Origin of the sequence: Nostocoides veronense, assembly GCF_039531185.1 — a bacterium.
Lineage (GTDB): Bacteria > Actinomycetota > Actinomycetes > Actinomycetales > Dermatophilaceae > Nostocoides_A > Nostocoides_A veronense.
This window is the reverse complement of the sequence record NZ_BAAAPO010000021.1, coordinates 47495-66607: the sequence shown is the minus strand read 5'-3', so window position 1 is coordinate 66607 and position 19113 is coordinate 47495. Positions and strand designations below refer to the sequence as shown.

16 protein-coding genes are annotated in these 19113 nt (G+C 69.7%); 11 read left to right on the top strand and 5 right to left on the bottom strand.

Features of this window, described 5'->3' with window-relative positions; all coding sequences use genetic code 11:
• Window position 1: 1 nt before the first annotated feature.
• The 4 genes from typA to ABD225_RS06165 are packed head-to-tail and all read right to left on the bottom strand — an operon-like array spanning window position 2 to window position 4855.
• On the bottom strand, window positions 2-1897 hold the full coding sequence (gene typA / locus ABD225_RS06180; protein WP_344082553.1) for a translational GTPase TypA: 1896 nt from the start codon (window positions 1895-1897) through the stop codon (window positions 2-4).
• Window positions 1898-1954: 57 nt separating this feature from the next.
• The gene (metA, locus tag ABD225_RS06175; RefSeq protein ID WP_344082551.1) at window positions 1955-2902 is read right to left on the bottom strand and encodes a homoserine O-acetyltransferase MetA; all 948 of its coding nucleotides are present in this window, start codon (window positions 2900-2902) and stop codon (window positions 1955-1957) included.
• A 38-nt stretch (window positions 2903-2940) separates the two neighbouring features.
• On the bottom strand, window positions 2941-3429 hold the full coding sequence (locus ABD225_RS06170; RefSeq protein WP_344082549.1) for a (deoxy)nucleoside triphosphate pyrophosphohydrolase: 489 nt from the start codon (window positions 3427-3429) through the stop codon (window positions 2941-2943).
• 7 nt (window positions 3430-3436) lie between these two features.
• Complete coding sequence (locus ABD225_RS06165; RefSeq protein WP_344082547.1) at window positions 3437-4855, bottom strand: NAD(P)H-quinone dehydrogenase; 1419 nt, start codon at window positions 4853-4855, stop codon at window positions 3437-3439.
• A 101-nt stretch (window positions 4856-4956) separates the two neighbouring features.
• Here ABD225_RS06165 and ABD225_RS06160 point away from each other — a divergent pair, with 101 nt between their 5' ends.
• The 7 genes from ABD225_RS06160 to ABD225_RS06130 all read left to right on the top strand — a co-directional run bounded on the left by ABD225_RS06160 (window position 4957) and on the right by ABD225_RS06130 (window position 13715).
• A complete protein-coding gene (locus tag ABD225_RS06160) occupies window positions 4957-5796 on the top strand; it encodes a purine-nucleoside phosphorylase (protein ID WP_425564351.1) in 840 nt (279 codons plus the stop codon).
• Window positions 5797-5892: 96 nt separating this feature from the next.
• Window positions 5893-7554, top strand: a complete 1662-nt coding sequence (locus tag ABD225_RS06155; RefSeq protein WP_344082545.1) for a phospho-sugar mutase — start codon at window positions 5893-5895, stop codon at window positions 7552-7554.
• A 176-nt stretch (window positions 7555-7730) separates the two neighbouring features.
• Window positions 7731-8315, top strand: a complete 585-nt coding sequence (locus ABD225_RS06150) for a DoxX family protein (RefSeq protein ID WP_344082543.1) — start codon at window positions 7731-7733, stop codon at window positions 8313-8315.
• Between the two features lie 164 nt (window positions 8316-8479).
• A complete protein-coding gene (locus ABD225_RS06145) occupies window positions 8480-9736 on the top strand; it encodes a sensor histidine kinase (protein ID WP_344082541.1) in 1257 nt (418 codons plus the stop codon).
• Window positions 9729-10442: a response regulator gene (locus ABD225_RS06140; protein ID WP_344082539.1), complete on the top strand. Its 714-nt coding sequence runs from the start codon at window positions 9729-9731 to the stop codon at window positions 10440-10442. The genes ABD225_RS06145 and ABD225_RS06140 overlap by 8 nt, the downstream gene beginning before the upstream one ends.
• A gap of 67 nt (window positions 10443-10509) precedes the next feature.
• Entirely contained in the window at window positions 10510-11268 is a 759-nt protein-coding gene (locus ABD225_RS06135) for an ABC transporter ATP-binding protein (RefSeq protein WP_344082537.1), read from the top strand.
• Window positions 11269-11270: 2 nt separating this feature from the next.
• Window positions 11271-13715 carry an ABC transporter permease gene (locus ABD225_RS06130; protein ID WP_344082535.1) on the top strand — a complete coding sequence of 815 codons (2445 nt, stop codon included), beginning with the start codon at window positions 11271-11273 and terminating at the stop codon, window positions 13713-13715.
• On the opposite strand, the gene ABD225_RS06125 is transcribed toward ABD225_RS06130, so the two are convergent.
• Complete coding sequence (locus tag ABD225_RS06125) at window positions 13600-15054, bottom strand: hypothetical protein (protein WP_344082533.1); 1455 nt, start codon at window positions 15052-15054, stop codon at window positions 13600-13602. The two genes, ABD225_RS06130 and ABD225_RS06125, sit on opposite strands and share 116 nt — an antisense overlap.
• Before the next feature lie 33 nt (window positions 15055-15087).
• Between ABD225_RS06125 and deoC the strand changes: the two genes are divergently transcribed.
• The 4 genes from deoC to ABD225_RS06105 are packed head-to-tail and all read left to right on the top strand — an operon-like array spanning window position 15088 to window position 19076.
• The gene (deoC, locus tag ABD225_RS06120) at window positions 15088-16089 is read left to right on the top strand and encodes a deoxyribose-phosphate aldolase (protein ID WP_344082531.1); all 1002 of its coding nucleotides are present in this window, start codon (window positions 15088-15090) and stop codon (window positions 16087-16089) included.
• Between the two features lie 16 nt (window positions 16090-16105).
• Complete coding sequence (locus ABD225_RS06115) at window positions 16106-17551, top strand: aldehyde dehydrogenase family protein (protein ID WP_344082529.1); 1446 nt, start codon at window positions 16106-16108, stop codon at window positions 17549-17551.
• Window positions 17548-18432 carry an aldehyde dehydrogenase family protein gene (locus ABD225_RS06110; RefSeq protein ID WP_344082527.1) on the top strand — a complete coding sequence of 295 codons (885 nt, stop codon included), beginning with the start codon at window positions 17548-17550 and terminating at the stop codon, window positions 18430-18432. Before ABD225_RS06115 ends, ABD225_RS06110 begins: the two co-directional genes overlap by 4 nt.
• Before the next feature lie 38 nt (window positions 18433-18470).
• Window positions 18471-19076 carry a uridine kinase family protein gene (locus ABD225_RS06105; protein ID WP_344082525.1) on the top strand — a complete coding sequence of 202 codons (606 nt, stop codon included), beginning with the start codon at window positions 18471-18473 and terminating at the stop codon, window positions 19074-19076.
• The last annotated feature ends 37 nt before the right edge of the window (window positions 19077-19113 follow it).

Below are 19113 nucleotides of genomic sequence, written 5' to 3'. Positions count from 1 at the left end.
CTCAGGAGTTCTTGGCCCTCGAAGCCGACCGAGCGCGCAGGTTCTGATCCAGCTCGACCTTGCGGATGCGCACGGCCTCCGGGGTGACCTCGACGCACTCATCCTCGCGGCAGAACTCCAGGCTCTGCTCCAAGGACAGCTTGCGCGGCGGGAAGATCTTCTCGAAGTTGTCCGCGCTGCTCGCCCGGACGTTCGTGAGCTTCTTTTCCTTGGTGATATTGACGTCCATGTCGTCGGCGCGCGAGTTCTCGCCGACGATCATGCCCTCATAGACCTCGGTCGTCGGCTCGACGAAGAGGGTGCCACGCTCCTGAAGGTTGACCATGGCGTATGCCGTGACGACCCCCATCCGGTCGGCCACCAGCGAGCCGCTGGTGCGGGTGGTGATGGTGCCGGCCCACGGCTCGTAGCCGTGGAAGACGTGGTTGGCGATGCCGGTGCCGCGGGTTTCGGTGAGGAACTCGGTGCGGAAACCGATCAGCCCGCGCGACGGGACGACGAACTCCATCCGCACCCAGCCGGTGCCGTGATTGGTCATCTGGGTCATCCGGCCCTTGCGCTGCGCGAGGACCTGGGTGATGGTGCCCAGGAATTCCTCCGGCGCATCGATGGTCAGGTGCTCCATCGGCTCGTGGACCTTGCCGTCGATGTCCTTGGTGACGACCTGCGGCTTGCCGACGGTCAGCTCATAGCCTTCGCGCCGCATCTGCTCAACAAGGATCGCGAGCGCGAGCTCACCTCGGCCTTGGACCTCCCACGCGTCGGGGCGGTCGGTGCCGAGGATGCGCAGGGACACATTGCCGATCAGTTCGCGGTCGAGGCGGTCCTTGACCAGGCGGGCGGTCAGCTTGGCGCCGCGCACGCGGCCCGCGAGCGGGCTGGTGTTGATCCCGATCGTCATCGAGATGGCCGGCTCGTCGACCGTGATGAGCGGCAGCGGACGCGGGTCGTCCAGGTCCGCCAGGGTCTCGCCGATCATGATGTCCGGGATGCCGGCGATGGCGATGATGTCTCCTGGGCCGGCCGACTCGACCGGCTTGCGCTCCAGGGCCTCGGTCATCAGCAGTTCGGTGATCTTGACCTGCTTGACCGTGCCGTCGCCGCGGCACCACGCCACCTGCTGGCCCTTGCGGATCTGCCCGTTGTGCACGCGCAGCAGGGCGAGCCGGCCCAGGAAGTTCGAGGCGTCAAGGTTGGTGACATGGGCCTGCAGCGGCGCCTCGTCGTCATAGGTCGGCGCGGGGATCGTTTCGAAGATCACCTTGAAGAGCGCCTCGAGGTCCTCGGAGTCCGGCAGATCGCCGTCTGCGGGACGGGTCATCGAGGCTCGCCCGGCCTTGGCCGAGGCATACACGATCGGGAAGTCGAGAACCTCCTCGGTGTTGCCGCCGTCCTCCATCAGGTCCATGAAGAGTTCGTAGACCTCGTCGACGACCTCACCGATGCGGGCGTCCGGCCGGTCGACCTTGTTGATGCACAGCACGACCGGCATGTGCGCGGCCAGCGCCTTGCGCAGCACGAAGCGCGTCTGGGGCAGCGGCCCCTCGGAGGCGTCGACGAGCAGCACGACACCATCGACCATCGACAGACCGCGCTCGACCTCGCCACCGAAGTCGGCGTGCCCGGGGGTGTCGATGATGTTGATCGTCACGCCATCGGGGTGGCCCAGATCCGCCGCCGCCTTGCCGGCATAACGCACCGCGGTGTTCTTCGCGAGGATCGTGATGCCTTTCTCGCGCTCGAGGTCGCCGGAGTCCATCGCGCGTTCGTCGACATGCTGGTGGGCGCCAAAAGCACCTGCCTGCCACAGCATCTTGTCCACCAAAGTGGTCTTGCCGTGGTCGACGTGGGCAACGATGGCGACATTACGGATGTCGCTGCGGGACTGCTGAGGCATTGAACAATTGTCTCAGGCCCAGGGGTATGCCCGTGAACCGCCGCCTTGTCGCCGGCGTCAGTCCTCGTCGGCCGTGGGCGTGATCTGCGGGCCGATGGCGCCGAGGTCGTATGGCGTGCCTTGATACACGCAGTAATTCAGCCAGTTGGCATAGAGCAGGTAGGCGTGGCTGCGCCAGGTCACCATGGGCGGCTGGCTCGGGTCGTCGCCGGGGTAATAGTGGCGCGGGACGGTGGCGTCCAGGCCCCGCGAGATGTCGCGGTCATACTCCAGCTTGAGGGTGTCGCGCTCGTATTCGGGGTGACCGGTGACATAGAGCTGCCGACCGTCGGTGCTCGCCGCGAGGTAGACCCCGGCCTCCTCGCTCACCGCCAGCAACTCCAGGCCCTCGGTGGCCTCGATATCCGCTGCGCGGGTTTCGGTATGCCGCGAATGCGGGGCCGGGAAAATCTCGTCGAATCCGCTGAGCACCCGGTTGCGCGGGTCGAGAACCCGGTGCGGGAAGACGCCGAACATCTTCTCCGCCAACGGAAACTTCTCGATGCCGTAGTGGTGATAGAGACCGGCCTGCGCTCCCCAGCAGACGTGCATCGTGGAGAAGACGTGATCGCGGCTCCAGTCCAGGACCGTGCACAACTCCGGCCAGTAGTCGACCGCCTCGAAGGGCAGCGTCTCGATGGGCGCGCCGGTGACGATCAAGCCGTCGAACTTGCGCTCGCGCGCCTCGTCGAAGGTGATGTAGAAGGCATCCATGTGCGCCTGGGCGGTGTTGCGCGGGTCGTGGCTCGCCATCCGGATCAGGGTGATCTCCAATTGCAGCGGGGTGTTGCCGAGGAGTCGGAGCAATTGCGTTTCGGTCGCCATCTTGGTCGGCATGAGATTGACGATGGCGATGTGCAGCGGCCGGATGTCCTGATGCCCGGCGCGGCCCTGCGTCATCACGAAGACGTTCTCGCCTTCGAGGATGCGCCGGGCCGGGAGGGCACTCGGGATCGTGACGGGCACGCTTCAACGCTCCTTCGACGACGAGGACACCGACCGCGTCATTGTGTCGGGGCTGGCCCTGGCGACGCGGGCCGATTCCACACTGTGGCCGCGACGGCCTCGACGATCGGACTATTGGAGGCCAGCCACGGCACCGACCACAGGTCGGCCCGCGTGAGCCACCGCAGCTGCGCGTGATCCTCCAGCGGCTGGGGTATGCCGTCCCTCACCCCCGCGGTCCACACCGCCAACGCATAGCTCGCCCCGAGTGGCCACCAGCCCTCTAGCGGTCCCGGAATATGCTGTCCCACAGTGATTTCCACGCCGAGTTCCTCACGGATCTCCCGTGCCAGCGCCGTCATCAGGTCCTCACCCGGGTCGACCTTGCCCCCCGGCAACTCCCAACCGCCGGCCAGCCGCGGCGGCTCGGTGCGCTGCGCCGTGAGCAGCGTCCGAGGGCGCGAGAGATCATCCAGGAGCGCGGCCGCGACCACGGCGATCCGCCCGCCTGGGCCGGTGATTGTCCCGCCGGACGGCTGCTGTGACACCTCGAGGTCAGCTGGTCGCGTGCAGCCGGCGCGCCGCCTCGGCGATCGAACCGGTCAGGCTCGGATAGACCGTGAAGGTGCTCGCGAGTTGGTCGACATTGAGCCGGTTGGCGACGGCGAGGGTCACCGGGAAGATCAGCTCGCTCGCCCGCGGTGCCACGACGACTCCCCCGAGCACCGTCCCGGACCCGGGGGCGGCGAAGAGCTTGACGAAGCCGTCGGTGATGCCTTGCATCTTGGCCCGCGGATTGCGCGATAGGGGCAGCATGACGGTCTCAACCTCGAGCCCCTTGGCGGCAATGTCCTTCTCCGACAGGCCAACTGTGGCGATCTCAGGATCGGTGAAGATATTGGCCGAGACGACGTCCAGGTTCAGTGGGGCGACCGAATCACCCAGAGCGTGGGCCATCGCGATGCGCCCCTGCATGGCCGCCACCGAGGCCAGCGGCAGCACGCCGGTGCAGTCGCCCGCGGCATACACCCCCCGCACGGACGTGCGGGAGACCCGGTCCACGGCGATATGGCCGCTCTCGCGCAGCGCGACGCCCGCCTCCTCCAGACCCATGTCCCGCGTCTGGGCCACGGACCCGACGGCCAAGAGGGCGTGCGAGCCCTCGACCACGCGGCCGTCCTCCAAAGTCACCGCGACTCCGGTCGCGGCCCCGGCCGCGTCCCGCACCACCTCGACGGCCTGCATGCGCGAGCGCGACAAGACCGTCATACCCCGCTTCGTGAAGACCTCTTCGATGACGGTGGCGGCATCGGCGTCCTCGCCGGGCAGGACCCGGTCACGGCTGCTCACCAGCGTCACCTGGGCACCGAGCCCGAGATAGGCCTGAGCGAGCTCGGCGCCCGTGACACCGGACCCCACGACGATCAGGTGCTCGGGGAGAGTGTTCAGGGCGTAGATCTGCTGCCAGGTCAGGATGCGCTCGCCGTCCGGCTGCGCACCGGCCATCACTCTGGGCGTCGCCCCCGTCGCAATGAGTATGACGTCCGCCGCGTGATCCGTTGTGCCCGAGTCACTTTCGGACCGGACCGTGCTGGCGTCAAGGAGCCGAGCCGGGCCCTCGACGATGTCGACACCGACCTCACGCAGCCGACCGGCGATGTCGGTGCTCTGGGCGGACGCGAGATCGAGGACGCGGGCGTTGACCTCCGGGAGCCGCGCCTGCGCATCGCTCACTTCGTCGCCTTCGTGGTCGGTCAGGTGCACCCCGAGCGAGACGGCCGTGTCGACCATCGACATATAGTCGGCGGTCGCGATGAGCGTCTTGCTCGGCACGCAGTCGGTCAACACGGCCGCGCCGCCGACACCATCCTTCTCGATCAGCGTCACGGAAGCCCCGAGATGAGCGGCGACGAGCGCCGCTTCATACCCGCCGGGCCCGCCCCCGACGATCACGACGTGACTGCGCCCGTTCATGTGGTCTTCACCCTTCACCTATGGCCTGCTGCGCATCGTCGGCTCCATCGTCCACCAAGCCGGAGGTGGGCGCACGCGCCGCGCCCGGCTACCCTACGTCGGTGACCGACATCGTTGCCGTGAACCCGCTGGACGCCGCGGGCGCCGACCCCTTCGAGGTGGCCGCGCAGGCTGCCGCCGTGATCGCCGAGAAGTCCGGGGCGCCGACCCACGACATCGCGCTCGTCCTCGGCTCCGGTTGGGGCGAGACGGCCGACCGGATCGGCACCACCCTCGCGACGATCGACAACACCGACGTTCCGGGTTTCGCCAAGGCCGCTGTGGTGGGCCACTCGGGCACGATGCGGTCGGTCGCGATCGGTGAAACTGGCGGCCGCGCACTGGTTTTCGGCACCCGGACGCACTTCTATGAGGGTCGCGGTGTGCGCGCCGTTGTCCACGCGGTCCGCACTGCCGCGGCCGCGGGATGCCGGGCGATCGTCCTGACCAATGGCTGTGGTGGCCTGCGCCCGGAGTGGGCCCCCGGCACCGCAGTGCTCATCAGTGACCACATCAACCTCACCGCCGCCTCCCCCATCGAGGGCGCGAACTTCGTCGACCTCACCGACCTCTACTCCCCCCGGCTGCGCGCCATCGCCCGCGAGGTCGACGCTGACCTGCCCGAGGGCGTTTATGTCCAGTTCCGCGGGCCGCACTACGAAACGCCGGCCGAGGTGAAGATGGCCGGTGTCCTCGGGGGCGACCTCGTCGGCATGTCAACCACCTTGGAGGCCATCGCCGCGCGCCAGGCGGGCCTGGAGGTCCTCGGAATCTCGCTCGTGACCAACCCGGCCGCCGGCATCTCACCCGTGCCGCTCTCGCACGCCGAGGTCGTCGAGGCTGGCCAGGCCGCCGCCGCCCGCTGCGGCACCCTGCTCGCCGAAATCGTCACCAAGATCTGATCTCCGGGGCCTCAACCCGGGTCCTCTCCCTTCCCGCGCTCCTCGGTCGGGCTACAGTGCAGCGCACCTGCATCGTCGCCGGACCGAGGAGTTCGTATGCCGTCCGCCCCCGAGGATCTGCTGGCCGCCGCTCGTGCGTGGGCGGCGGATGATCCCGATGCCGCGACCCGGGCTGAGCTGCAGACGGTGATCGCCGCCGCGGAGGGCGGGGAAGAGTCCGCCCTGTCCGATCTGGCGGACCGCTTCGCCGGGCTGCTGGAGTTCGGCACTGCGGGCCTGCGCGGCGCGCTCGGCGCCGGGCCTAACCGGATGAACCGCGCCGTCGTGATCCGGGCGGCGGCCGGGCTGACGGCATACCTCAAAACCCTGACCGACCAGCCCTTCGTCGTCATCGGCTATGACGCCCGCTTCAACTCCGATGTCTTCGCGCGAGACACCGCCGCGGTCGTGCTCGGGGCCGGTGGCCGGGCCGCGATCTTGCCCCGCCCGCTGCCGACGCCGGTGCTGGCATACGCCATCCGCCACCTCGGGGCGGACGCGGGCGTCATGGTGACGGCGAGCCACAACCCGCCGCAGGACAATGGCTACAAGGTCTATGTCGGCGACGGCTCCCAGATCGTCCCGCCGGTGGATGCGCACATCGCCGCGCAGATCGACGCGGTGAACAGCGTCGACGGCGTGCCCCGTGCGGCCTCCGGGTGGGAGATTCTGGGCGACGACGTGCTCGACGCATACGTCCGGGACGCGGCGACCGTCGTGGCCGACGACACACCTCGTGACCTGGTCGTCGTGCACACGGCGATGCACGGCGTGGGCACCGAGACGATCCGTCGAGCCTTCGCTGCAGCAGGCTTCGACGAACCGATTTCCGTTGCCGCACAGGCCGATCCGGACCCGAACTTCCCGACCGTCACCTTTCCCAATCCCGAGGAGCCGGGTGCGATGGACCTCGCGCTGGACCTGGCCGAGCAGACCGGCCCGGATTTGGTCATCGCCAACGACCCCGACGCCGACCGGTGCGCCGCGGCCATCGCTGGGCCGGGTGGCTGGCGGATGCTGCGCGGCGACGAGGTCGGCGCCCTGCTTGGCGCGCACATTCTCGCGCGCGGCGTCCCGGCCGGGCGGCCGTTCGCCAACTCCATCGTCAGCTCCCGCTTGCTCGGTGCCATGGCCACGGCTGCTGGCGTTGCGCACGAGGAGACACTGACCGGCTTCAAATGGATCGGCCGCGTCCCCGACCTCGCGTTCGGCTATGAGGAGGCGCTTGGCTATTGCGTGGACTCCGCGCACGTGCGCGACAAGGACGGCGTGTCCGCCGCCCTGCTGCTGAGCGAACTCGCCGCCACCCGCAAGGCCCGGGGCAGCGACCTCCAGTCGGTGCTGGACGAACTCGCGGTCACGCACGGCGTGTATGCGACCGATGCTTTCTCCATCCGCGTCACCGACCTGGCCCGGATCGATGAGTTGATGGCTCGCCTGCGGGCCGAGCCGCCGAGCGAGGTCGCGGGGGTGGCGGTCGCGCGGATCGACGATCTGGCGCAGGGTGTGGCCGGCCTGCTGCCGACCGAGGGGCTGCGCTACTACCTCGCCGACGACTCCCGCATCATCGTGCGCCCGTCCGGCACCGAGCCCAAGCTGAAGATCTATCTCGAGGTGATCGAGCCGGTCGCCGATGCCGTCGACCTGCCCCCCGCCCGCGGGCGCGCAGCCAGCCGCCTCGCCGCCGTCCGCGAGGCCATGGCGGCCGCGACCGCCTGATCCGTCCGTACACCCTGGTGGATCGGATCACCGCGGTCCGGCGTGGTCACCCTCTGGGGAGCAGATAAGGCTATTTGTCTACTCGATCACAGATTCACCTAACACAATGTTTACACCGGTAACCTAGGTATGCCGGATCGAGACAATCCACCGGTCCGGTCTCGAAAGGAATCGTCATGGCGACCGTACCCACCCGCCCGGTCCGTCGCGACGCCGATCCGGTCACCCCCGATCCCGGCGCCGTGCGCTACCAGGAAGACATCGTCCGCTCCCCCATCCTGCGCGGCCTGCTCACCTTCGCCCGGCTGCTCATCGGCTGGACCTTCATGTGGCCCTTCCTCGACAAGCTCTTCGGACTCGGCTTCGCCACGCCGTCCGAACGGGCGTGGGTCAACGGCGGAATGCCCAGCCAGGGCTTCATGAAGAACACCACCGGCCCCTTCGCCGACCTCTTCAAGAACATGGCCGGCACGTGGACCGACTGGCTGTTCATGGCCGGTCTCTTCGGCATCGGCCTGGCCATGTTGCTCGGCGCCGGCCTGAAGATCGCGGCCTGGTCCGGCACCCTCCTGCTCTTCCTCATGTACCTCGCCGAATTCCCCCTCGGACAGCCGGCCGACTTCCACGCCGTCAACCCGATCACCGACTCGCACTGGCACGAGGCCACCTTGCTGCTGCTCTGTGCCTATGGCCTCGCCGGCGACACCTTCGGCCTCGGCCGGTGGTGGGGCCGCAAGGTCGGCAACGGCATCCTGCGCTGAGCGACGGAAGCCAGCTCAGGCATACCGGTTCCGGCGCCGCACCCCCAGGGGTGCGGCGCCGCCGTCTGCCGGTGCGGCAGCGACCGGTTTCGCCGGCCGCCAGGTCCCGGTATCGGAGCAGGGTCTGACGACGATGCCCGCGCTCGCCGCCTAGTCTCGGCTGCATGAGCCCGCTGCCCGCCCGCGACCGGCATCTTCGCGCGGTGGCCGCCACGGCAGCGGGCTGGGTTCGCGCCCATCCTCGTCTGGTCGATGCCGTGCTCGCCACCGGGTACTTCGCCCTCTTCGGGCTGTATCAGGTGATCGGCGTGCTCGACCCGCCACGGGTGCCGGATTGGCGAGCCCGAGGCAGCGTCGTACTCGCCATCACGGTGGCGCACGCGACAGGCGTGCTGTGGCGTCGTCACCAACCGGTGCTCGCGTTCTGGATCGTCGTCGCCGGCTGCCTGCTGCAGCTGGCGACGACCGACGAGATGATCCCCACGGATCTCGCGGTCCCGGTCGCCGCCTACGGACTCGCCCGCTGGAGTCGTTCGGAACTGTCGCGCCGCATCGGATTGATCCCGATCGCACTGGCGGGGCCGCTTGCTGCCCTCGACTGGGGGGTCAACCCGAAGACCGTCTTCTCGCTCGTCGCCAGCAGCGTGTTCCTGAGTGCCTTCCCCGTCTTGTCGTGGGTATGGGGAGACCTCAACCGCAAGCGCGCCGACCTGCTCGACCGGCTGTCGGCTCAGAATGCCGCGCTTTTGCGCGATCACGCCCAACGCGAGCAACTCGCCGCGGCCGGTGAGCGTGCCCGCATCGCCCGCGAGATGCATGACGTCGTCGCCCACAGCCTGTCGGTCATCGTCGTCCAGGCCGACGGAGCCGCATATGCCGCGGAGCACGCACCGGCGTGGAACCGCAGTCAGGCGGCGGACACCTTGGGCACGGTGGCCCGCACCGCTCGCCAGGCCCTGGCCGAGACCCGCCATCTGGTCGGTGTCCTGCGGCAGGCCGGGGACGACGCGGAATACGTTCCGGCACAAGGCCTCTCGGAGATCGATGCCCTGCTCGAGAGCGTCCGCGCGGCCGGTCTCGACGTGGACGCTCAGACCGACATCGCCAAGCCGGTCCCACGCGAGGTGGACCTCGCCGCCTATCGGATCGCCCAGGAGGCGCTGACCAATGCGCTGCGGCACGCGGGGTCCGACGCCCGCGTCAGAGTCCGCCTGGACCGCACACCGGAGGCGCTGGTCATCGACATCCAGGACGACGGACGGGGAGCGCCTATCATCGGTCGGCTCGAGGGCAGCGGCAGCGGCCTGATCGGTATGCGTGAGCGGGCGTCGGCTGTCGGTGGCACGATCTCCACCGGACCCAGGCGCGGCGGTGGCTGGGCCGTCCACGCCGAACTGCCGATCGAGGCCCAGGATGACTGAGACCGACACCGCACCGATCCGCCTCATCCTGGTCGACGACCAGGAACTCGTCCGGGCCGGGTTCCGGATGGTCCTCGACGCCCAACCGGACATGACCGTCGTCGGCGAAGCGGGTGACGGTCAGGAGGCGGTCTCCTTGGTACGTCGGACGCGGGCCGACGTCGTTCTCATGGACATCCGCATGCCGCGAATGGACGGCGTACAAGCCACCGAAGCAATCTGCGCCACAACGGGGTCCGGCACCGAGCCAGGCAGTGGGCCGCGAATCGTCGTCCTCACGACCTTCGACCTGGACGAGTATGCCTTCGCTGCCCTACGAGCCGGTGCCGCCGGCTTCCTGCTCAAGGACGCCGGGCCTGCGGAACTGCTCAGCGCCATCCGCGCCGTCCACCGAGGCGATTCCGTCATCGCGCCCTCGACCACCCGCCGCCTGTTGGAGCACGTGGCCGGCAATCTGCCCGGTCGACCGCAGGCGCCGGCCGCGACCGCTCGGCTCGATGTCCTCACCCCGCGGGAGATCGAGGTGCTGACCGCCGTCGGTCAGGGCCTGAGCAATGCCGAGATCTGTCAGACGCTCTTCATGGCGGAGGGCACCGTCAAGACCCACATCGGACGCATCCTGCACAAGCTCGACCTGCGCGACCGCGTCCACATGGTCATGCTCGCCTACGAGACGGGTCTGGTCCGCGTCGGACCAGGGTCGTAGGCGGCGGTACCGCACGCGGGCCCGCAGGCCGACGACCTGACCCCTGACTCGCCGTGAGTCTGGAGTCATGACCACCACCACGGCATACGACCGACCACGGACGACCGCCGCGAGTGCCGCTCGCGATCTCGTCAAGACCTACGGCTCAGGGGCCGGCGAGGTGACTGCCCTGAAGGGCGTGACCGTGACCGTCGGCTCCGGCGAACTGACGGCGATCATGGGGCCCTCCGGCTCCGGCAAGTCCACCCTCATGCACTGCCTGGCCGGCCTCGACACCGCGACCTCCGGCCAGATCTTCCTGGGCGACACCGAGATCGGTGCGCTCAGCGATGCGCAGCTGTCACGACTGCGACGCGACCGGCTCGGCTTCGTCTTCCAATCCTTCAATCTCGTCCCGACGCTGACCGCCCGGCAAAACATCACCCTCCCGGCACGCCTGGCCGGTCGGCCGGTCGACGCGGCCTGGCTCACCGAGATCGCCGGGACGCTCGGCATCAGCGACCGCTTGGACCACCGCCCCAGCGAGCTCTCCGGGGGGCAGCAGCAGCGGGTCGCCGTCGCGCGCGCCCTCATCGGCTCCCCGGACGTGATCTTCGCCGACGAGCCCACCGGCGCCCTGGATCGTGCCTCCTCCACGGCCCTGCTCGGCTTCCTGCGCCGCTGTGTCCGTGAGCTCGGGCAGACCGTGGTCCTCGTGACCCACGACCCGAGCGTCGCGGCATACGCGGATCGGGTGCTGCTCCTGGCCGACGGCCAACTCGTCGACGAGGTACGCCAGCCGTCTGCGGACACCGTGCTGCACGCCCTGAGCCGGTTGGGAGCCTGACCGTGCTGGACCTCGCCACCGCGACCCTGCGCACTCAGACCCAGCGATTCGTCGCCCCGATCGTGGCCATCGCCCTCGGTGTGGCCTTCGTCGCCGCCTCGCTCGTGCTCGGCGGCACCCTCTCCCGCGGCGTGGCCGCGTCCGTGTCCAACGACATCGGCTCCTATGCCGCGGTCCTCACCAGCTCCGGGGGCAGCCCGTCCCTGCCGGCGTCCGTCGCGGCGCGGGCGAAGCGCGTCCCTGGCGTCACCGAGGTGACCTCGACCCGGATGGAGCCCGCCATGGCACGCACGGGCGCCACCGAGCGCTACATCCTGCTCACCACACCGCCGGCAACCGGCAGTGCGGCCCGCGTGACCGAAGGCCGACTGCCACGGACGGATGCCGAGGTCGCCGTCTCCCTCTCCGCTCAGGCCAGAACCGGCGCACGGCTCGGGGGTCACCTGGGGATCGCGCCGCTGGAGGCCGATTCGGCGCGCGAGGTACGGATCGTGGGTCTCGTGGATGCCGGCGCGGACGCACAGTACGCCGGCAGCATGCCCGCGGTCTTCGCCACCGGATCGGGCGTTGCCCGCCTCAGTGGTCACGATGTCCTGACCGCGGTCTTTGTCACGAGCAGCGACAGCGGGGTGGTCGAGCGGCTGGCCACCACGTTCGGCGACACCGTGCGCGTGGAGACGGGGTCCGCGTATGCCGCGCGGCTGGTCCGTCAGGTCACCGGCGGCACCGATTTCATCAGTGCCATCCTGCTCGGCTTCGCGACCATTGCGCTCTTCGCCTCGGCACTCGTCATCGGCAACACCTACGCGATCCTCTCGTCCCGCCGGATGCGCGAGAGCGCGCTGTTGCGCTGTATCGGAAGCACCCGGGGAGATCTGTTGCGTGCCAATGTGATCGAGGCCGCCGTCATCGGGCTCATCGGCTCCGCCGTCGGTGTCGCCCTGGGAGTGGCGCTGGCCGCCATCGCGGTCGCGCTGGCCGGAGACAACCAGGCCATCCCCATGGCGGGGTTGGCGGTGTCACCGGCGGCCATCGTGGTCCCTCTTGTCACCGGCGTGGTCGTGACCGTGCTCGCGTGTCTGCGGCCCGCGTGGCGCGCGACGCGCGTGGCCCCGGTTGCTGCGCTGCGGCCCGACCTTCCCGTCAGCGCCTCGTCGCGCGCCGGGCGGCTACGGATCGCGAGTGGCTTCCTGCTCATCGCAGTCGGCGTCGCGCTGATCGTCATCGCCGCCATCGGTCCGTCGCTGATCGCGGGCCTGGCCGGCGGGACGTTGTCCTTCCTCGGGGTCTTGATGGCAGCCTCGGTGATCGTTCCTGCGCTGTTGGCGGCGATCGGACGTCTCGTGGCGCGGCCGTTCGGCGTCCCGGGCGAGCTCGCGGTGGAGAACGCCATCCGCAACCCCGGCCGAGCGGCAGCCACGACGTCCGCCCTGCTCGTCGGTGTGACCCTGATCAGCACCCTCGTCGTGGGCTCCGCAACGACCTTGCGCTCCATCACCCACCTCCTCGACGAGGAGTATCCGATCGACATCGCGGTGGCCAGACAGGAAGGCGCACTCCCGGCGGCCACCGTCGACGCATTGATGTCGATGGCCGACGTCGCGCTGGCGGCACCGCTGCGGACAGTGACCCTGCGTCTGCCGGGCATCGACCCACTCCGGGCGTCCGAGATCACCGACACCGCGCGATCCGTCAGCCGCTCGCCCGGCGACCTGGCACGTCCAGCCGCGGGTGACGTCGCCGTCTCCTCGTCCTTCGCCACCCGTCACCGGCTACGCGACGGACAACGTCTTCCGGCGCGGGCGGGTGACCCCAGCCTGACGGTTCGGATCGCCCCGACGCTCGGGTACGACGCCCTGGTCGCACCGGAGACGGTCGATGCCGTCGACCCTGGCGCCGGGGTCGGCTCCGTGTGGTTGCGATTGCGCGCCGGCGCGCAGGCCGGCGATGCCAACGACCGCGTGCAGGCGACGGTGCGTGACCTCTCCGGCGCCGAGGTCGTCAGCGGGGTCTCGGGGCGGGATCGGATCACGCGCGTCCTCGACATCATGGTGCTCGTCGCTTCGGCCCTCCTCGGCGTCGCGGTCCTCATCGCCCTCGTGGGCATCGGGAACACCCTCTCGCTCTCGGTCATCGAACGCACGAGGGAGAACGGGCTGCTGCGCGCCCTGGGGCTCACCGCCAGACAGCTGCGCGGCACGCTGGCGGTCGAGGCGGTCCTGATCGCCGTCGTCGGCGCCCTGCTCGGCGTCGGGCTGGGCACGGCATACGGGATCTCGGGCGCGTATGCGCTGATGGGCACGGACGTCCACGTGGTGCCCGCAGTGCCCGTCACCCGACTGGCGGTGATTCTGATGGTGGCACTCGTGGCCGGCTTGCTCGCCTCGGTGCTCCCGGCGCGGCAGGCGGCCAAGGTGCCCCCGTCCGCGGCGTTGGCAGCGGACTGACCCTCAGCGCGTCCCTGCTCCGCGCCCTTCCCCCACGCGGTGGTTGACCCCAGCAGCGTCGCCCTCGTAGACCGACCACATGTGCAACAGGTCGCCGTCGACCTGGCCGCTCCATCCGTGCGCGCGCAAGGTCTCGGCCACTCCACCGACGGCCGGCGAGTCGATGACCAGCGCCAGACGCCACCGGTCGGCGTCGCCGCTTACCGCCGCTGATGGGCACTCGGCGGTGAGCGGCCGCACCGGTGACCCGCGCGATGGTCAGATCCAGGCGGGCGGGGGGCGTGAGCTCCAACGATGCGAGCAGTCCGGCGGCATACGCATCGAGTGCCGGAGGCACGTCGGTGCTGCGGCAGCGGACGTGCCATCCCGCATCGGAGAGCTGCCGCGGGGCCGCGGTGAGCTCGGCGTGGTCGACCAGGTTGCCTCGGATCCGTGTCGCCAAGGCCCCCACCCGACGCCGGAAGTCGGATGACTCCAGCCGCTCGGGGTGCGCGGCGATCTCGTCGAGCAGGTCGAGGAGTTCCGGAAGGCGACGTTCGAGCCGTCGGGCCAGCCGCGAGCGGAACTCGTCGATCGCGACGAGGTCGGTGGCGTGTCGGGCGATCGACTCCTCGGCCGCCGCGACGAGATAGGCACAGCGCTCCAGCGCACGCCGCCCAACGACGGCGAGGACACCGGCGACCGCTGGGCCGAGGATGTCGGGGAGGAAGTCCGCATTGAGGGCGACCAGCCGCTTCGAGGTCCGCTCCCAGGCCAACGCCCGGTCAGCCCACCCGGCCGCGTTCAGCGCGCCCCGGATGGCGAGCAGTCCGGCGGTCAGGATGGCCACGTGCCGGAGGACGTCGACAAGCCCGGCCTGGACCGGCAGCAGATCAGCGGTCGTGGTGTCGGCGCAGGCGCGCAGGGTGCCGTTGACGGCGGCGAGCGCCAGCGCTCCGGCGACCACGGGCCGCCGGCGGTCGGCCCACGCCACGCAGATGAAGGCGACCACGCTGTGTTCGGGCCACCACAATTCGCGCAGCGCGCCGCCGTCCCCCGTTGCACCCCGCAGCAGCCCGGCGAGGATCACGGCGCAGGCCGCCGTGACAAGGACGATCGGTGGCCGGCGGCGAACCGTCAGCACCACGCAGGCCAGGCCACCGACCATGGCCAACAGCAACCCGATCCGCGCCGCAGCGTCCGTCAGGCGAAGGCCGACGATCGCGCCGATCGCCACGTTGAGTAGGCCGAACGCGACCAGGAGCGAACGCACCGCGCGGTCCAGGGCCTGCGTCCATCCGCCGGGCACCGCCGGGGTGAGCGGCGCCGTGGACCGGCGCGACCGGACCGGTGCTACCACGCCAGCATCGTCGGCCGCGGCTAGACTCCAGCGGTGAGTTCTGCTGCGCCAGACATCGCCGTCGACGCCACCGCCCGGGCACGTGATCTGCTCGGCGTCAGTCGGCTGACCAATTCCGCCCTGACCGCCTGGTTGCACGGCCTGCCGGGCGTCGACGAGGTCGGCTGCAACGGCCGGGCCGCAGCGCTCGGCACGCGCTCGATCAAGAACGACTCCAAGAAGTGGGCGATCGATCTCGCGATCTCGATGATCGACCTGACCACCCTGGAAGGCGCGGACACGCCGGGCAAGGTGCGCGGCCTGTGCGCCAAGGCGCTGACGCCCGACGCGAGCGACCTGAGCACCCCGCGCACGGCCGCCGTCTGCGTCTACGGCGACATGGTTGCCGTGGCCAAGGAAGCACTCGGCCCGGATAGTGGCGTGAAGGTCGCCGCCGTCGCCACCGCCTTCCCCAGCGGCCGGGCGAGTATGGCGGTCAAGCTCGCCGACACCCGAGAAGCCGTCGCGGCCGGCGCGGACGAGATCGACATGGTCATCGACCGGGGCGCCTTCCTCGCGGGCGACTACCTCACCGTGTTCCACCAGATCGCCGACATCAAGGCGACCTGTGGGGAGGCTCGCCTGAAGGTCATCATGGAAACCGGCGAGCTCGTGACCTACGACAATGTGCGCCGCGCCTCCTGGCTCTCGATGCTCGCCGGCGGCGACTTCATCAAGACGAGCACCGGCAAGGTCTCCCCCGCCGCGACCCTGCCCGTCACCGTGATCATGCTCGAAGCCGTCCGCGACTGGCTGGAGCTGACCGGCGAGATGATCGGCGTGAAGCCGGCGGGCGGCATACGCACGAGCAAGGACGCCATCAAATTCCTCGTCGCCGTCAGCGAGGTCGCTGGCGACCCTTGGCTGGACAACACCTGGTTCCGCTTCGGCGCCTCTAGCCTGCTGAACGACCTACTCCTGCAACGGCAACGGATGACTCTCGGCTATTACTCCGGAGCTGACTACATCACCGACGACGCCCCGAGCCTCTACTGACGAGAAGACGACACCGATGAGCACTTTCGAGTACGCCCCCGCACCAGAGTCCCGCGCCGTCGTCAACCTACGCCCGTCATACGGCCTGTTCATCAATGGCGAATTCGTCGATGGCACCGGCGAATCGTTCAAGACGATCTCCCCTGCCACCGAGGAGGTGCTCGCCGAGATCTCGGAGGCGAGCGCCGCGGATGTCGACCTCGCGGTCAAGGCCGCGCGGGCGGCATACACCCGGGTCTGGTCCCGAATGAGCGGCGCCGACCGCGGCAAGTACCTCTATCGCATCGCCCGCATCCTGCAGGAGCGCGCGCGGGAGTTCGCGGTCCTGGAAACCCTCGACAATGGCAAGCCGATCAAGGAAAGCCGCGACGTCGATGTCCCGGTCGCGGCGGCGCATTTCTTCTATCACGCCGGCTGGGCCGACAAGCTGGAGTATGCCGCCCTCGGGCCCAACCCGCGCCCGCATGGCGTTGTGGGACAAGTGATTCCGTGGAACTTCCCGATGCTGATGCTCGCGTGGAAGATCGCGCCGGCGCTCGCCACCGGCAATACCGTCGTCCTGAAGCCGGCCGAGACGACGCCGCTGACGGCGCTGCTCTTCGCGGAGGTATGCCAGCAGGCCGACCTGCCGCCCGGCGTGGTCAATATCGTCACCGGGGCAGGCACGACCGGCCAGGCGATCGTCGATCACCGCGGCATCGACAAGATCGCGTTCACCGGCTCGACCGGCGTCGGGAAGGCCATCGCCCGCGCGATCGCCGGGACCCGCAAGAAGGCGACGCTGGAACTCGGCGGCAAGGCCGCAAACATCATTTTCGATGACGCCCCGATCGACCAGGCGGTCGAAGGCATCATCAATGGCATCTTCTTCAACCAGGGCCATGTCTGCTGCGCCGGGTCGCGGTTGCTGGTCCAGGAGTCGATCGCCGACGAGGTCGAGGCCCGCCTCAAGCGCCGCCTTCAGACCCTGCGCGTCGGCGACCCGCTGGATAAGAACACCGATGTCGGCGCGATCAACAGCCGGGGCCAACTGACTCGGATCACCGAACTCGTCGCCGCCGGCGAGGCCGAGGGTGCGCAGCGGTGGGATACCGGATGTCCGTTGCCGGACAAGGGATTCTGGTTCCGCCCAACGGTTTTCACCGGCGTCAGCCAGACGCACCGGATCGCCCAGGAGGAGATTTTCGGGCCGGTGGTCTCGATGCTCACCTTCCGCACGCCGCAGGAAGCGGTCGCGAAGGCCAACAACACGCCATACGGCCTGTCGGCGGGCATCTGGACCGACAAGGGCTCGCGCATCCTGTGGATGGCCGACCAGCTGCGCGCCGGCGTGGTGTGGGCCAATACCTTCAACCGCTTTGACCCGGCCAGCCCCTTCGGCGGCTACAAGGAGTCGGGCTATGGCCGAGAGGGCGGGCGCCACGGCCTCGCCGCGTATGTCGTGACGGGAGAGAGCGCGTGAGCCGGGTCGAGGTCAAGAAGACCTACAAGCTCTATATCGGCGGGGCCTTCCCCCGCAGCGAGTCCGGGCGCTCGTATGACGTGAGCGACGCCAAGGGCCGCTTCCTCGCCAATGCCGCCAAGGGCTCGCGCAAGGACGCCCGCGACGCGGTGGTCGCGGCGCGCAAGGCGCAGCCGGGCTGGGCCGGGGCCACGGCATACAACCGGGGCCAGGTGCTCTATCGGGTCGCCGAGGTCATGGAGTCGCGCAAGGCGCAATTCGTCGAGGAAGTCCGCGCCGCCGAGGGCCTGACCCCGGCCCGCGCCGCGGCCTCGGTGGACGCCGCGATCGACCGGTGGGTCTGGTATGCCGGGTGGTCCGACAAGTTCGCGCAGGTCCTCGGCGGGCTCAACCCGGTGGCCGGGCCGTACTTCAATATCTCCGCTCCGGACCCGACCGGCGTCGTGGCTGCTCTTGCGCCGCAAGGCAGTTCGCTGCTCGGGCTGGTCAGCGTGGTCGCCCCGATCGTCGTGTCCGGCAACACCGCCGTGGTGCTCACGAGCCGGGATCGCCCCATCCCGGCGATCACGCTCGCCGAGGCACTCGCGACCTCCGATGTGCCCGGCGGCGTCATCAACCTCATCACCGGCGACCCGGCCGAGGCGGCGCCGTGGCTGGCCTCGCACCGCGATGTCAACGCGATCGACCTGACCGGCGTGGCGGGCACCGAGATCTCCTGGGGCGACTTGGAGAGCGCGGCCGCGGACAACTTGAAGCGGGTGCGCCGGCCTGCGCTCGACGGGCTCACGGCCATCGAAGAGGACTGGACCCAGACCCCCGACCTGGGGCGGATCGAGTCCTATCTCGAGACCAAGACCGTCTGGCACCCCAAGGGCCGCTAGGGCTTCCACGACGTGTTCGCCCTCGCAACGCCGCCGTGGTGACGCAGAAGGACACCCGGGCCCGGGTCGTGCTGCTCGCCGGTCCGTCCGGGGCCGGCAAGTCGCGCCTCGCCGACCGGTTGCGCGCCGCCCACGGCTGGCCCATCGTCAACCTCGACGACTTCTACAAGGATGTCGACGACCCGAGCCTGCCGATGCACCCTAGCCTAGGCATCGCCGACTGGGATGACCCGCGTAGCTGGGACGGCGAGGGCGCGGTCGCGGCCCTGACCGCCCTGATCGACGAGGGCCGCTGCGAGGTGCCGGTCTATGACATCTCGGTCTCCCAGCGAGTGTCCTCGACAACCGCCACCCTGCCAGCCGAGCATCTCGTGCTCGCCGAGGGTATCTTCGCGGCCGAACTCGTCGCGCCGCTGCGTGCGGCTGGCGTGCTGCACAGCGCGTGGTGCGTGCGCAATCGTCCGGCGCTGACCTTCGTGCGCCGGCTGGCGCGGGATCTGAAAGAGCATCGCAAACCACCACGCGTCCTGATCCGCCGCGGACTGGAGTTGATGCGGGCGGAACCGCAGGTCGTGGCCCGCGCGTCGAAGCGCGGTGCCCGCCCGGCCACGGCTCCCGAGGTCGAGGCGGCATTGCGCACCTGACGAGCCGCAAAGGCCAAGCTGGGGGCGCGGACTGCAT